The sequence below is a fragment of the Ruegeria sp. YKSF131 genome (assembly GCF_059612645.1).
In genome coordinates this window covers 17,523-30,475 of the sequence record NZ_JBXWQZ010000015.1, presented here as the reverse complement: position 1 = coordinate 30,475, position 12,953 = coordinate 17,523, and the positions used below count along the sequence as shown (strand labels likewise).

At 61.3% G+C, this 12,953-nt stretch carries 13 protein-coding genes; 8 read left to right on the top strand and 5 right to left on the bottom strand.

The window, feature by feature from the left end; translation table 11 throughout:
- Window positions 1-13: 13 nt before the first annotated feature.
- Genes AC2FLZ_RS07485 through tmpA form a run of 3 tightly spaced genes read right to left on the bottom strand, consistent with a single transcriptional unit; the run spans window position 14 to window position 2,402 of the window.
- Window positions 14-682 (bottom strand): ureidoglycolate lyase, encoded by a 669-nt coding sequence (locus AC2FLZ_RS07485; RefSeq protein ID WP_480474243.1) that lies wholly within the window; start codon window positions 680-682, stop codon window positions 14-16.
- Entirely contained in the window at window positions 679-1,269 is a 591-nt protein-coding gene (gene tmpB / locus AC2FLZ_RS07480; protein ID WP_480493940.1) for a (R)-1-hydroxy-2-trimethylaminoethylphosphonate oxygenase, read from the bottom strand. Before tmpB ends, AC2FLZ_RS07485 begins: the two co-directional genes overlap by 4 nt.
- On the bottom strand, window positions 1,266-2,402 hold the full coding sequence (gene tmpA / locus AC2FLZ_RS07475) for a 2-trimethylaminoethylphosphonate dioxygenase (RefSeq protein WP_496882023.1): 1,137 nt from the start codon (window positions 2,400-2,402) through the stop codon (window positions 1,266-1,268). The genes tmpB and tmpA overlap by 4 nt, the downstream gene beginning before the upstream one ends.
- Before the next feature lie 99 nt (window positions 2,403-2,501).
- On the opposite strand from tmpA, the gene AC2FLZ_RS07470 reads away from it, so the two are divergent.
- On the top strand, window positions 2,502-3,356 hold the full coding sequence (locus tag AC2FLZ_RS07470; protein ID WP_480474239.1) for a LysR family transcriptional regulator: 855 nt from the start codon (window positions 2,502-2,504) through the stop codon (window positions 3,354-3,356).
- Between the two features lie 4 nt (window positions 3,357-3,360).
- Here the strand turns inward: AC2FLZ_RS07470 and AC2FLZ_RS07465 are convergent, their stop codons facing one another.
- The gene (locus tag AC2FLZ_RS07465; protein WP_480605489.1) at window positions 3,361-3,543 is read right to left on the bottom strand and encodes a DUF1674 domain-containing protein; all 183 of its coding nucleotides are present in this window, start codon (window positions 3,541-3,543) and stop codon (window positions 3,361-3,363) included.
- A gap of 88 nt (window positions 3,544-3,631) precedes the next feature.
- Between AC2FLZ_RS07465 and AC2FLZ_RS07460 the strand changes: the two genes are divergently transcribed.
- The 7 genes from AC2FLZ_RS07460 (at window position 3,632) to AC2FLZ_RS07430 (ending at window position 12,103) form a co-directional block, all read left to right on the top strand.
- The gene (locus AC2FLZ_RS07460; RefSeq protein WP_496882022.1) at window positions 3,632-4,891 is read left to right on the top strand and encodes an RsmB/NOP family class I SAM-dependent RNA methyltransferase; all 1,260 of its coding nucleotides are present in this window, start codon (window positions 3,632-3,634) and stop codon (window positions 4,889-4,891) included.
- 89 nt (window positions 4,892-4,980) lie between these two features.
- Complete coding sequence (locus AC2FLZ_RS07455; RefSeq protein ID WP_480554413.1) at window positions 4,981-6,720, top strand: heparinase II/III family protein; 1,740 nt, start codon at window positions 4,981-4,983, stop codon at window positions 6,718-6,720.
- Between the two features lie 22 nt (window positions 6,721-6,742).
- Window positions 6,743-8,332, top strand: a complete 1,590-nt coding sequence (gene purH, locus AC2FLZ_RS07450) for a bifunctional phosphoribosylaminoimidazolecarboxamide formyltransferase/IMP cyclohydrolase (protein WP_480554414.1) — start codon at window positions 6,743-6,745, stop codon at window positions 8,330-8,332.
- Window positions 8,332-8,808, top strand: coding sequence for a signal peptidase II (lspA, locus tag AC2FLZ_RS07445; protein ID WP_480474233.1), 477 nt, complete (start codon window positions 8,332-8,334; stop codon window positions 8,806-8,808). The genes purH and lspA overlap by 1 nt, the downstream gene beginning before the upstream one ends.
- Before the next feature lie 50 nt (window positions 8,809-8,858).
- A complete protein-coding gene (locus AC2FLZ_RS07440; protein ID WP_480474232.1) occupies window positions 8,859-9,374 on the top strand; it encodes a DUF3035 domain-containing protein in 516 nt (171 codons plus the stop codon).
- An 81-nt stretch (window positions 9,375-9,455) separates the two neighbouring features.
- Window positions 9,456-10,796 carry a M16 family metallopeptidase gene (locus tag AC2FLZ_RS07435; protein WP_496821875.1) on the top strand — a complete coding sequence of 447 codons (1,341 nt, stop codon included), beginning with the start codon at window positions 9,456-9,458 and terminating at the stop codon, window positions 10,794-10,796.
- Window positions 10,793-12,103, top strand: coding sequence for a M16 family metallopeptidase (locus AC2FLZ_RS07430; protein WP_480517963.1), 1,311 nt, complete (start codon window positions 10,793-10,795; stop codon window positions 12,101-12,103). The genes AC2FLZ_RS07435 and AC2FLZ_RS07430 overlap by 4 nt, the downstream gene beginning before the upstream one ends.
- A gap of 22 nt (window positions 12,104-12,125) precedes the next feature.
- Here the strand turns inward: AC2FLZ_RS07430 and AC2FLZ_RS07425 are convergent, their stop codons facing one another.
- Complete coding sequence (locus AC2FLZ_RS07425; RefSeq protein ID WP_480554417.1) at window positions 12,126-12,935, bottom strand: SDR family oxidoreductase; 810 nt, start codon at window positions 12,933-12,935, stop codon at window positions 12,126-12,128.
- Window positions 12,936-12,953: the final 18 nt, after the last annotated feature.

Here is a 12,953-nt window from a genome sequence, read left to right as displayed (position 1 = left end):
AGCTGTGCTTTTCTTACAAGTCCCTGATCTTGTCGGCGCGCAGCGGGCAGGCGAGGTAGACGCCAAATTCCTGACCGATATCAGCGCTGACCCGAGCGTGCACCGCACCCTGCCGGTCGAGGAACCGCTGGTTGTTTTCAACCGGAAATATCCCCTCGTGCCAGATACCGGGATGGATATACAGCCCGCGCGAACCGTCGCACCAGAACGCCACCACCTTTTCCGGCGTCAGGTTGTCGCCGGGCAACGCGGCAGGAATGATGAAGGGCTTGTTGTCGAGCGGCCAGAACATCTGCCCGCCATCCGGGTGATAGTTCATGTGCCACAGCAGCACCTGATCGCGGGGCGCTGTTTGGCGGCTTGTCTGCGCCTGCTGCGGATCGGTTGACCATCCCAGGACATAGTGGCCATTGACCGCTTCGTTCTCGCCGTAAAGCACGTCTCCCTTCCACTCACCGCGAAAGGTGCCTTCGACCCAGCCGCCTTCATCGCCTGTGCCTTCGTCGATCGGCCGCCACCCCTGCTGTGGCCAGCGGGTGATCTCGATCTCGAACTCTTCGGGATCATCGACCAGACATCCATAACCTTTGACCGAGGCGTCCGTTGCGCGGATCAGGGGAACCTCGTGCCAGGGCAACGAGGGTTTGGTGCTGGCTTCAAAGATATATTCCGGGGCGTTCATGCGGCCTCCATGTGCTTGTCGACCATACGCTGCACCATCGGCGCAAAATGTGCAAAGTCAGGGGTTTCCATATCCGCGCGTTTTCCGGCCTCATCCAGATAGCGGACCTGAATGATCTCTTTCAGGTTCGGGTTGGCTTCGAACGCGGCAACTTCTTGGGCGCTCATCGGGCCACCTTGCAGTTCCAACGTGTGAACCGATGCGGCGGACAAGCGATTGAAATATTCGGGCTTGGTGGCACACAGATACCGCTTGGCCGCCACGTGGTAGCGGCAGCAATCGGTGATGACCGAAGGGAAGAACTGCTCCAACACCTCGGCGCCTGCGTCCTCATGGTGGCGGTCTTCGGTGTCATCCGGGTGGTAGGTGCCGAACTCGGATGTGAAATGGCCGATGTCGTGCAGCAATGCGCCGACGATGATTTCCTCGGGCATCCCGTTCTGCTCGGCAATGGTGGCGCCTTGCAGCATGTGCTGGGCCATGGTGACAGGCTCGCCCAGATATTCTTCACCGCCGCGGCGCGCAAAGATGTCACCGATGAAGGCAACGATATTGTCCCGGTTCAGGGTCGAGAAATCGGGTTTCATTCCGCCGCCTCCGGCTGCACCATCTCCATGGCCGCCAGTGTGGACAGCAACCCGTCCTTGTCGGCGTAACATCCCTGCAACCAGCGCGATCCGGCTCCGGAATAGCCAAGCCGCGCGTGCAGGACGCGGGTGTTGTCGACGATAAAACTTTCCCCCGGTTCCAGTTTGAAGGAAACGCCCATCGCCGGATCGTCGATGATATTCCCCAATTGGCGATAGGCGGCGTAATAAGCCTCCATCTTGTCAAACGGCACGTCTACGAAGGGGGCAGAAGAGCGGTTGTTGAAGCGGATGCCGATCAGCTCGCCATCCGGCGACAACTCGATCATCGGACGGCGTGACCGCAGGCAGACCCCGTCCGAGCCCTTGTATTCGAACCGCGCCGGATATCCTGCCAGCAGGGCAAAGCCTTCGGGGTTTGCGTCACGCAGTTTTTCGATAGCGCGGAAGCCATCAACAACGATGGAATCCCCGCCTTCAGCCGAGTTTTCCAGACAATAGAGGATTTGCAAGGTCGGCACCGGGTCGCGATAGGGGTTGTCGGTATGCGCCTGAAGGCCAAGCCCGGTATAGGCAAGGTTTGTCGGGTTCACCTCGGTCCGCACCTCGAAATAGGGGCCATAATTGGTTTCGCGGACATAGCCGAATAGGTCAGCGACCTTCAGCAGCGATTCAGGCTCGGTCGGGCCGCCAGTCAGCTTGGCAAAGCCGAACTCGGCCACAGCGGCCAGCCAATTGCGCTTGGCAGCCGGGTTGGCATGGACCTCGTTCCAATCGCCGCTGGGCGCGGCGATGCCACTCTCCCAGGTCGTGATGCCGGCGGCGATGCGACCCAGCGCAATGTCATGATCGCGGTCATAGCCGTTTTCGGCCAACCAGTCCGCCGGGAAGGTAACGGTTTTGCCCTCAGGCTGGAACGTGACTTGCAGGTCGCCCGCGACCACCTCGGCTGAACTGACCGAGATGTCGGCAGGAATATCGCCGATGGTGATCAGGCGCTGACCGTTGCCCGGTGCGCGGGTATCAGCGTCCAGCGCGTTGTCGCGCAGCCAGATGGCGTGGAAACGGGCCTTGGTCCCGGTATCAAACGCGACTGTAACAATCGAGGTGTCGTGGGTGGCGGTGCGCAGCATTGGGGGTCTCCTGTTCGGCGCGGGCTTTGGTTGAGCAGATACGCCGTTCGTGGCATTACGACAATTAATCCTTATTTCGGCTGAGGCTTGGAAAAACTAATGGCTAAGAATAAGACCGGATTACCGCCGCTGGATTGGTTGCGCGTGTTCGAAGCCGCCGGGCGGCTTGGCGGGTTCTCGGCCGCGGCGAAAGAGTTCGGGTTGACGCAGGCCGCTGTCAGCCAAAGGATCGGCAATCTTGAGGCGTGGCTGGGCCGGTCCCTGTTTGTGCGCGAGGCGCGCGGCGTGTCGCTGACGGTCGAAGGTGAAAGCTATCTGCCGCTCGTGCAGGACAGCCTGCTGGCGTTGGAACGCAACACCGAGGATCTGTTTGGAAAATCGCCACGCGAACTCAGGGTCGCCGGGTTGTCGTCAAACATTCACGCCCTTGTTGTACCAGCCCTGCCTGTGTTCCGAAATCTGCGCCCCGAGGTGCGGGTGATGACCGACTCGGTTGCGCGCCGGTCGTCGCTGGACGAGGAACGCACCTGGCTGCAAATCCGCTATGGCAGGGGGGTGTGGGCCGGGCGCGACGCGGTATTGATCGCGCGCGAGGTGCTGGTGCCGATGGCCGCGCCGGGTGTTGAATGGGGTGCCCCCCTGATCGATCTGCGCGGTGAACGTCCGGGCTGGCGCGAGTGGGTCCGGAAATGCGGGCATGGAGAAGTCGCGCCATCACATGTCAGTTTCGATTCGATGGAGCACGCCGTTTCGGCGGCAAGGCGCGGAATGGGGATCGTTCTGGGCTCGGTTCCGCTGGCATCCGGTGATCTAAAGGATGGCCGGTTGCGCAGGTTGGAGCTGCCAGAGCTGCAAACCAAGGACGGGTATTGGCTGACATGGCCTGAAGATCGGGCGCAGTCCAGGAAACAGCGCGCCCTGATCGATGATTTTCTGAAGGCCCTGCGCGGTTGAGGGCCTAGAAATCGATGGCGATGCCTTTCTTTTCCCAATCGCCGTAACGGGCGGGGTCCAACCCATCGCGTCCGCCCAGTTCCTTGGGCATTTCCCTGACCTCGGCCCGGGCTTTTTGGCGGCGTTCTTCCGCTTCAGCCAGCGCGCGTTGGGCGGCGGGAGGCAGGTCTTTGCGGTCGTCACTCATGACATCGGGTTCCTTTCCGTGCATAGCCTTGATATACGCCCGCGTCCGCCAATGGCAATGCGGGCACAGGTCACATGAAGGCAGTACCATGACAAACAGCGCGACAGCAGCACGGCGCAGCGCAATCTATCTATTGGATCAGGTTCTGGGCGAAGGCCGCCTGTTGTCTGAATGCCTCGCTGCGGGCGCTTTGGATCGGTTGGGGCCAGAGGATCGCGCGCGTGCCCAGCGGCTGGCGTCGGAAACCCTGCGCGGGCTGGAGCGCGCCGACCGTCTGCTGGACAACCACCTGAACCGAACACCCGCCCTGACCGTACACAACGCGCTGAGGCTGGGTGCGGTCGAACTGTGCAACGGGGAAGCCGCGCATGGGGTGGTGAACTCCATGGTTGAAATCATCAGCCGCTCGCGCAAGCACGGGCGTCTGAAAGGGCTGGTGAATGCTGTTTTGCGCAAGGTCGCGTCCGAGGGTCCCGAGGCATGGCCGAAAATGCGTGTCCCGCACCTGCCGGAGTGGTTGCGAGAACCTCTGATCGCGGCCTGGGGTGCCGAAGCGGTTGCCGGTATGGAACAGGCGCATTTCGCGGGCGCACCACTGGACCTTACACTGAAGCCGGGGGCAGAAGGCCCCCCGGGCGAAAAGCTGCCCACCGGGTCTGTGCGTATTCAGGATGCGGGTCAGGTCTCGGCCTTGCCGGGGTACAAGGCTGGGGATTGGTGGGTGCAGGACGCGGCAGCCGCGCTGCCGGTACGTGTTCTGGCACCGATGGCGGGCGAGAAGGTGTTGGACCTTTGCGCGGCTCCGGGCGGCAAAACGATGCAACTGGCTGCGGCGGGGGCCGATGTGACGGCGCTGGATGTATCCGCGGCGCGCACCGAACGCGTGCGCGAAAACCTCGCCCGGACCGGGTTGCAGGCAGAGGTCATCGTGGGTGACGCGCTGGACCATCAGGGTCAGTACGACGCAATTTTGCTGGACGCACCCTGCTCGGCTACGGGTACGATCCGCAGGCATCCTGACTTGCCTTTTGCCAAGGATGGCTCGGAATTTGGCGGACTGATCGATTTGCAGGCGCAGATGCTGGCCCATGCGTGGACGCTGCTGAAACCCGGCGGGCGGCTGGTCTATTGCACCTGTTCGCTCTTGCCGGATGAGGGCGAGGTTCAGATCGAAGACGCGCTGGGCATGTATCCGGACATGCGTGTTGATCGCGCCGCTCTGAACTTACCCGGCATCGAAGACAACTGGATCACTGAGGAAGGCGGCCTGCGTCTGCGGCCCGACTACTGGCCCGATCGCGGGGGTATGGACGGGTTCTATATCGCCTGCCTGAACAAATCCGCCTGAGTGCACGCTTTTCGATGACTTGACGATCGGCGCGGTCTATCGTTGGGTCTCAAGCGCCAGCAGAGCGCAAGGGGCAGAGTAACACGCGCATGTCAAATTCGGACACCATGGCCAGTCGGTGGATGCGGTTGCAGAACCGTTTCTACGCGCGTCTCAGCCAACGGCAAAAGGCAGCTACGGGGTTTGTTGCGCAGCCCCAGCCGCGTACCGTTGGTTCGTTTGCGCGCGGGCGGCAGCTGGTTGCGGGGAATCTCTTGTTCGCCGGCTATCTGGTCGAGGCAGACGATACCGCGTTGTGGGATGTCATTGCCCCCAGCGCCGGCTTTGACGAGGAACGCCATGGTTTTGCATGGCTGGATGATCTGGCCGCTGTCGGTGATATGCGCGCACGGGAAAAAGCGCAGCGCTGGGTTTGGGGCTGGATCGAGACGCATGGCCGCGGGCAGGGCCCGGGCTGGGTGCCTGACCTGACCGGGCGGCGGGTGATGCGCTGGATCAACCATGCGCTTTTTCTGCTGCGCGGGGCAGATGAAAAGCAAAGCAAACTGTTCTTTCGGTCTTTGGCGCAGCAAACATGGTTCCTGTCCAAACGCTGGCAGGCCGCGACGCCCGGGTTGCCGCGTTTCGAGGCGCTGGCCGGTCTTGTGCAAGCCGGATTGGCGCTGGAGGGGTTGGAGCAGATGGCCGATCCGGCCCTGCGGGCTTTGGCTGGTGAGTGTGACCGGCAGGTGGATGCGAAGGGCGGTATTCCAACACGCAACCCGGAAGAGCTGCTTGAGGTGTTCATGCTGCTCAGCTGGACGTCGGCGGCGCTGAGCGATCTTGGACGCGGCACACCTGTCGCGCAGGCCAAGGCGATCAAGCGGATCGCACCGACCTTGCGCAGTCTGCGCCATGCGGATGGCGCGCTGGCGCGGTTTCACGGTGGCGGGCGCGGGGTCGAAGGGCGGCTGGAACAGGCGCTTGCGCAAAGTGGCGTCAAGCACAAGGCGGCGACCGAACTGCCAATGGGCTATGCCCGCCTGGCCGCAGCACGCACCACGGTGATCGTGGATGCCAGCGCGCCGCCCTCCGGAGCGGCCTCATTCAACGCGCACGCATCCACGCTGGCGTTCGAGCTGACCTCGGGGCGTCGCCCTTTGATCGTGAATTGTGGATCGGGGGCCAGTTTCGGGCTGGATTGGCGCCGTGCCGGGCGTGCGACCCCATCTCACTCAACCCTGTGTCTGGACGGGTTCTCGAGCGCGCGGTTGGCCAACCCGTTGCCGGGCCGCGAAAGTCAGGCGCTGGTCGACGCGCCACAGGACGTTCCAGTCGATTTTGAAGATGCGTTCGAAGGCATCCGTTTCATGGCCGGGCATGACGGATATGTCAAAGTCTTCGGGCTGACCCACGCGCGCACATTCGAATTGCGCTTTGACGGGCGTGAGCTGACGGTCGAGGATATTCTGCTGACCGCAACCGACAAGGCCAAGCGTCAGTTCGACAGGGCGTTGGACGCCTCGGGCCTCAAGGGCATTGGCTATGACATCCGTTTTCATCTGCATCCTGACGTTGACGCGGTGCTGGATCTGGGCGGGGCGGCAGTGTCGATGGCGCTCAAAAGCGGCGAGATCTGGGTTTTCCGCCATGATGGCGTGGGAAAATTATCTGTCGAACCAAGTGTTTACCTTGAAAAAGGCCGTTTAAAGCCACGCGCGACAAAACAGATCGTTCTATCTGGCCGCGCAATGGAGTATGCGACGCGCATCCGGTGGACGCTGAGCAAGGCGCAGGATACAGCCTATGCCGTGCGCGATACGCACCGGGACGAGCCCAAGTTTGACTGACGCCAAAAGGACCTTTGGACCCATGACCGACCTTCATCCCGTGCGCCGCGCGTTGCTTTCCGTTTCCGACAAGACCGGGCTGATCGAGCTGGGCAAGGAGCTGTCCGAACGCGGGATCGAACTGTTGTCGACAGGCGGCACCGCCAAGGCGCTGCGCGATGCAGGGCTTGAGGTTCGCGATGTCAGCGAAATCACCGGGTTCCCCGAGATGATGGATGGCCGGGTCAAGACGCTGCACCCGATGGTGCATGGCGGGTTGCTGGCGCTGCGCGACAATGACACCCATGTTGCGGCGATGGAGGAACATGGCATCGGCGCCATCGACCTGCTGGTCGTAAACCTCTACCCGTTCGAGGCAACAGTCGCCAAGGGCGCGGGCTATGACGAATGTATCGAGAATATCGACATCGGCGGCCCGGCGATGATCCGCGCGGCCTCAAAAAACCATGCCTTTGTGAACGTGGTCGTGGATGTCGAGGATTATTCCTCCCTGCTGGATCAGCTGGAAGAAAACTATGGCAAGACATCCTATGGCTTCCGCCAGTGGCTGGCGCAAAAGGCCTATGCCCGAACAGCGGCCTATGACGCCGCTGTTTCGAACTGGATGGCGGATGCGCTGCAACTGGACGCTCCCAAGCGCCGCGCGTTTGCCGGTGAGTTGAAGCAGACCCTGCGGTATGGCGAAAACAGCCACCAGCAGGCAGCGTTCTACACGGACGGCACCAACCGCCCCGGTGTCGCCACCGCCGTACAGCATCAGGGCAAGGAACTGAGCTATAACAACATCAACGACACGGACGCGGCCTTTGAACTGGTGGCCGAGTTTGATCCAGCGACAGGCGCGGCTTGCGCCATCATCAAACACGCCAACCCTTGCGGTGTAGCCACAGGTGCCACCCTTCTCGAGGCGTACAAGGCGGCATTTGACTGCGACCGCACCTCGGCCTTTGGTGGCATTGTTGCGCTGAACCAGCCGTTGGATGCAGAAACAGCGCAAGAGATCACGGGCATCTTCACCGAGGTTGTGATTGCCCCCGGTGCCTCGGACGAGGCCAAGGCGATCTTTGCCGCCAAGAAAAACCTGCGCCTGCTGACGACCGAGGCGCTGCCGGATGTAACCGAAGGTGGCAAAACCGTCCGTCAGGTGGCTGGCGGGCTGTTGGTGCAGGATAAGGATAACGGCTTTATCGGCATGGACGACCTCAAGGTCGTGACCAAGAAAGCCCCGACTGACGCGCAGATGCGTGACCTGTTGTTCGCGTGGAAAGTGGCCAAACACGTCAAATCCAACGCCATCGTCTACGTCAAGGATGGCGCGACCGTGGGTGTTGGCGCGGGGCAGATGAGCCGAGTGGATTCGGCCCTGATCGCGGCCAAGAAAGCCGAACGCATGGCTGAAACGCTGGGCTTGCCGCAGCCGCTGACCATCGGTTCGGCCGTGGCATCGGATGCGTTTTTCCCCTTCCCCGACGGGTTGATGGAAGCCGCCGAAGCGGGCGCGACCTGCGTCATTCAGCCGGGTGGGTCCATGCGCGACGATGAAGTGATTGCCGCAGCCGATGAGGCCGGACTGGCGATGGTCTTCACCGGTATGCGTCATTTCCGTCACTGATGCGGTCACGCCTGCTTCTCTGGGCAGCCTTGGCCGCCTTTGCGATCGACCAGATCAGCAAATATCTGGTCGTTCACGTCCTGCGCGTGGCTGAACGGCCCGACGGTATCGATGTTCTGCCACCGCTGCTGGTGTTCAAATACGGCGAGAATCGAGGCATTAATTTCGGCCTGTTTCAGGGCGACTCTGAGGCCGCACGCTGGTTTCTGATCAGTGTGTCCGTGGTGATCTGTATCGGTGTTCTTGTCTGGCTTGGTCGTTCGACGCGTTCGAAATTCATGTTGCTCTGTGGCGGCCTTCTGATCGGCGGAGCGCTTGCGAATGTGATCGACCGGCTCCTCTATGGGTTTGTACTGGATTTCCTGAACATGTCCTGCTGTGGCATCAACAACCCGTTTGTGTTCAACTTGGCGGATGTGTTCATATTCGCCGGAGCGCTGGGGCTGGTTTTGTTTGACGGCAAAAAGCCCTCGTGACGCGCGGAATGATTTGCGATAAAAGCGCCTGAAACAGGCTGGAGACACCAATGCGGATGCCGCGCGCCATATTTGTTCTGACAGTTGCCGCTGCGGTCGCGGCATGTTCGAATCCCGGACTGCGGGATCTGGCGCCTCCGGGACAGGGCCCGGATGAATTTTCGGTATTGCCAGTCAAGCCGCTGACCCAGCCTCAGGATTACGCGTTTCTGCCGGCACCCACGCCGGGTGGCGGAAACCTGACAGACCCGACCCCCAAAGCCGATCTGGTGGTCGCGCTGGGTGGTAATGCCGCCGCCCTGAACCCCAACGCTGGTGTGCCGTCGTCGGATGCGGCGCTTGTGACGGCGTCCAGCCGTTATGGCGTGTCACCCGATACGCGGCAGGTGGTCGAAGCCGAGGACGCCGCATTCCGCAAACGCCGGGGCCGCTGGACCGGTCTGCGCCTGTTCCCTGTCGACCGCTATAATCAGGTCTACGAACGCCAGTCGATCGATCCGTATTCGGAAACCGAAGCCGCCCGCCGGGCCGGGGTCGAGACTCCAACCTCGCCGCCGAATGAATAATTCTTAACTTTCCGTCATCGGGCTTGAACCCGGGCCGCACCACCGTAGTTTGAATGACAGAAACGAAACGGAGGATGCCCCATGGTTCGGGCCCTTGCCTTGTCGGCTGCCCTGATCGCCACCACACCGGCTTTTGCCGAGGGTGGGAAAGAAGCGGTCACCACATTCACTTTGGACAACGGCATGGATGTCGTCGTGGTGGAAGACCACCGCGCGCCTGTTGTGCAGCACATGGTCTGGTACCGCGCCGGATCGGCGGATGAGCCGATCGGGTCGTCGGGTGTCGCGCATTTTCTTGAACACCTGCTGTTCAAGGGCACAGATACTTTGGCACCGGGCGAATTCTCGGCCACCGTCGCGGCCAATGGCGGCAACGACAACGCGTTCACCTCGTATGATTACACTGCCTATTTCCAGCGCGTCGCCGCCGACCGGCTTGAGCTGATGATGCGCATGGAATCGGACCGGATGCGGAACATTCGCCTGAGCGAAGAAGATATCGTGACCGAGCGCGATGTGATCCTTGAAGAACGCAACCAGCGCACCGAGAACAACCCGCGCGCCCTGTTCGGCGAACAGATGAGCGCAGCACAATACCTCAATCACCGTTATGGCGTGCCGATCATCGGCTGGAAGCACGAGATGGAAGAACTGGAACTGGAAGACGCGATGTCTTTCTACCAGACCCACTACGCGCCCAATAACGCCATTCTGGTTGTCACCGGAGACGTTGATCCCGCCGAGGTTCGCACTCTGGCCGATCAGTATTACGGTGTGATTCCCGCCAATGCGGATTTGCCGGAACGGGTCCGGTCGCAGGAACCCCCGCAAACCGCCGAACTTCGTCTGACTTTCAAGGACCCTCGCGTGGCGCAGCCCTACATCCAGCGCAGTTACCTGGCGCCGGAACGCGATCCGGGCGATCAGGAAAAGGCGGCAGCCCTGTTTCTGTTGGCGGAACTTCTGGGGGGCAGCACGACCTCGTATCTGAACGAAAAGCTGCAATTCGATCAGAAAATGGCTGTTTATACCGGGGCGTTCTATCGTGACGTCTCGCTGGATGACACAACATTCGACCTGCTGGTCGTTCCCGCCGAAGGGGTTTCCCTGCAAGAGGCCGAGGATGCCATGGACCAGGCCGTGGCCGATTTCATTGCCGAAGGTGTCGACGAGGACGATCTGAACCGCATCAAGATGCAGTTGCGGGCCGCGCAGACCTATGCACGGGACAATGTGGACGGGATCGGCAACCGCTATGGGCGCGCCCTGACCAGCGGCCTGACAATACAGGACGTGCAGGCATGGCCTGATATCCTTCAGACCGTGACCGGAGACGAAATCATCGCCGCCGCCCGCGACGTTCTGCAACCCAAGGCGTCGGTCACCGGCTGGCTGATGCGCGATGATGAGGTGACGCAATGAAACGGTTTCTCGCAACGCTGATTACCTGTCTGGTTGCTCTGCCCGCTTTGGCCGAGATCGAGATCGAGGAAGTAACCTCGCCCGGCGGGATCACCGCATGGCTTGTCGAGGATCACTCGATCCCGTTTACCGCGCTTGAGCTGCGCTTCCGTGGCGGTACGTCGCTGGACGACCCGGACAAGCGCGGCGCGGTCTATCTGATGAGCGGGCTGATCGAGGAAGGGTCCGGCGAAATGGACGCGCGGACCTATGCGCGCGAGCTTGAGGCGCTGGCCGCATCGTTCCGCTATAACGCCGGTGACGACACGGTTTCGATTTCCGCACGTTTTCTGACCGAAAACCGGGATGAGGTTTCCGACCTGCTGCGTGAGACGATTCACGAACCGCGCTTTGATCAGGACGCGGTTGACCGTGTGCGCGCGCAAATCCTGTCCGGGCTGCGATCAGATCAGACCGACCCGAACGAGATTGCAGGCCGCAACTTTGCCCAGATGGCCTATGGCGATCACCCTTACGGTTCCGAAGGCAAGGGCACGATCGAAAGTGTCTCGGCGCTGACACGGGATGATGTGGTTACGGCGTATGAAAGCGTTTTTGCCAAGGATCGCCTCTATGTGGGGGCCGTCGGCGATATAACGGCCGAAGAACTGGGCGCATTGCTTGACACGTTGCTCGCCGACCTGCCGGAAACGGGCAAGCCCATCCCGGGCAAGGCCAACGTGACCATCCCCGGCGGGATCAGTGTTGTCGAGTTTGACACCCCGCAATCCGTGGCGCTGTTTGGCCATGCCGGAATAGATCGGGACGATCCTGATTTCTTTGCCGCCTATATCCTGAACCACATCCTTGGCGGTGGCGGGTTCGAAAGCCGTCTGATGCAGGAGGTGCGCGAAAAGCGTGGCCTGACCTATGGGGTTGGAACCTATCTTGTGCCCAAGGATCTGGCCTCGGTTTACCTGGGGTCGGTGTCATCGGCCAATGACCGCATTGCCGAGGCGATAGAGGTTATTCGAAACGAATGGGCGCGCGCCGCCACCGAAGGGGTGACGCAGAAGGAACTGGACGATGCCAAAACCTATCTGACCGGCGCTTATCCGCTGCGCTTTGACGGCAACGGACAGATTGCCGGGATCATGGTGGGGATGCAGATGGAGGGATTGCCCATCGACTATATCGCCACCCGCAATGACAAGGTGAACGCGGTCACACTGGAAGACGTGAACCGCGTTGCATCCGAACTGTTGGACCCGGACGGCCTGCATTTCACTGTTGTTGGAAAGCCGGTTGGTCTGGAAACTACCAACTGAACTGCAAGGGGTGAGTTGCGGCTCACCTCTTTTTCATACTCCGCAGCATATCGCCCATCATCTGCCCGAACTTGCCCGATCCGCGCTGATAGAGTGCCCCGTCCACGGCCAGAACCGTGCCGCTGATATAACTGGCCAGATCCGAGCTGAGGAACAGGCAGGCATTGGCCACGTCCTGCGGCTGACCCCAGCGGCCCAACGGCACGTCCCGGCGAAGTTCTTCGTGGGCGTTTTGGGTGGGCGCAAGGCGTCTCGCACCTTCGGTGCCTTCGATGAACCCCGGCACAACCGAATTCACCCTTATCCCCTCGACACCCCATTCCATTGACAAGGTGCGGGTGATCTGGTCGACTCCCGCCTTGGCGGCGCAGACATGGGACTGGCCCTCATACGGCAGATAGGATTGCGGGGCCGAGATATTGATGATGCTGGCACCGGGGCGTTTGAGGAACGGATAGGCCCCCTTCATCACGTGGATCGTGCCCATCAAGTCGATATCGATCACGGTCTTGAACGCGTTGACTGACATTTCGGATGCCAGCGCCGGGAAATTGCCCGCCGCGCCCGAGATCAGCACATCGAAATCCCCGAAGGCGTCATGGAACTGCTTCAGTCCCGCCGCCACAGCGTCGGCATCGCGCACATCAAACGCAGCCCCAATCGAATCCTGTGCGCCCGCGGCCTTCAGCGCAGCGATGGTGTCATCGACCTTTTCCTGCGACCGGCTGGCCACGGCCAGTTTGGCGCCCGAGGCCGCAAAAGCCTCGGCAATGCCGCGATTGATACCGCTGGTTCCGCCAATCACGATGACGGTTTTTCCTGAGAAATCCATTTAGGCCTCCCTTGGCAG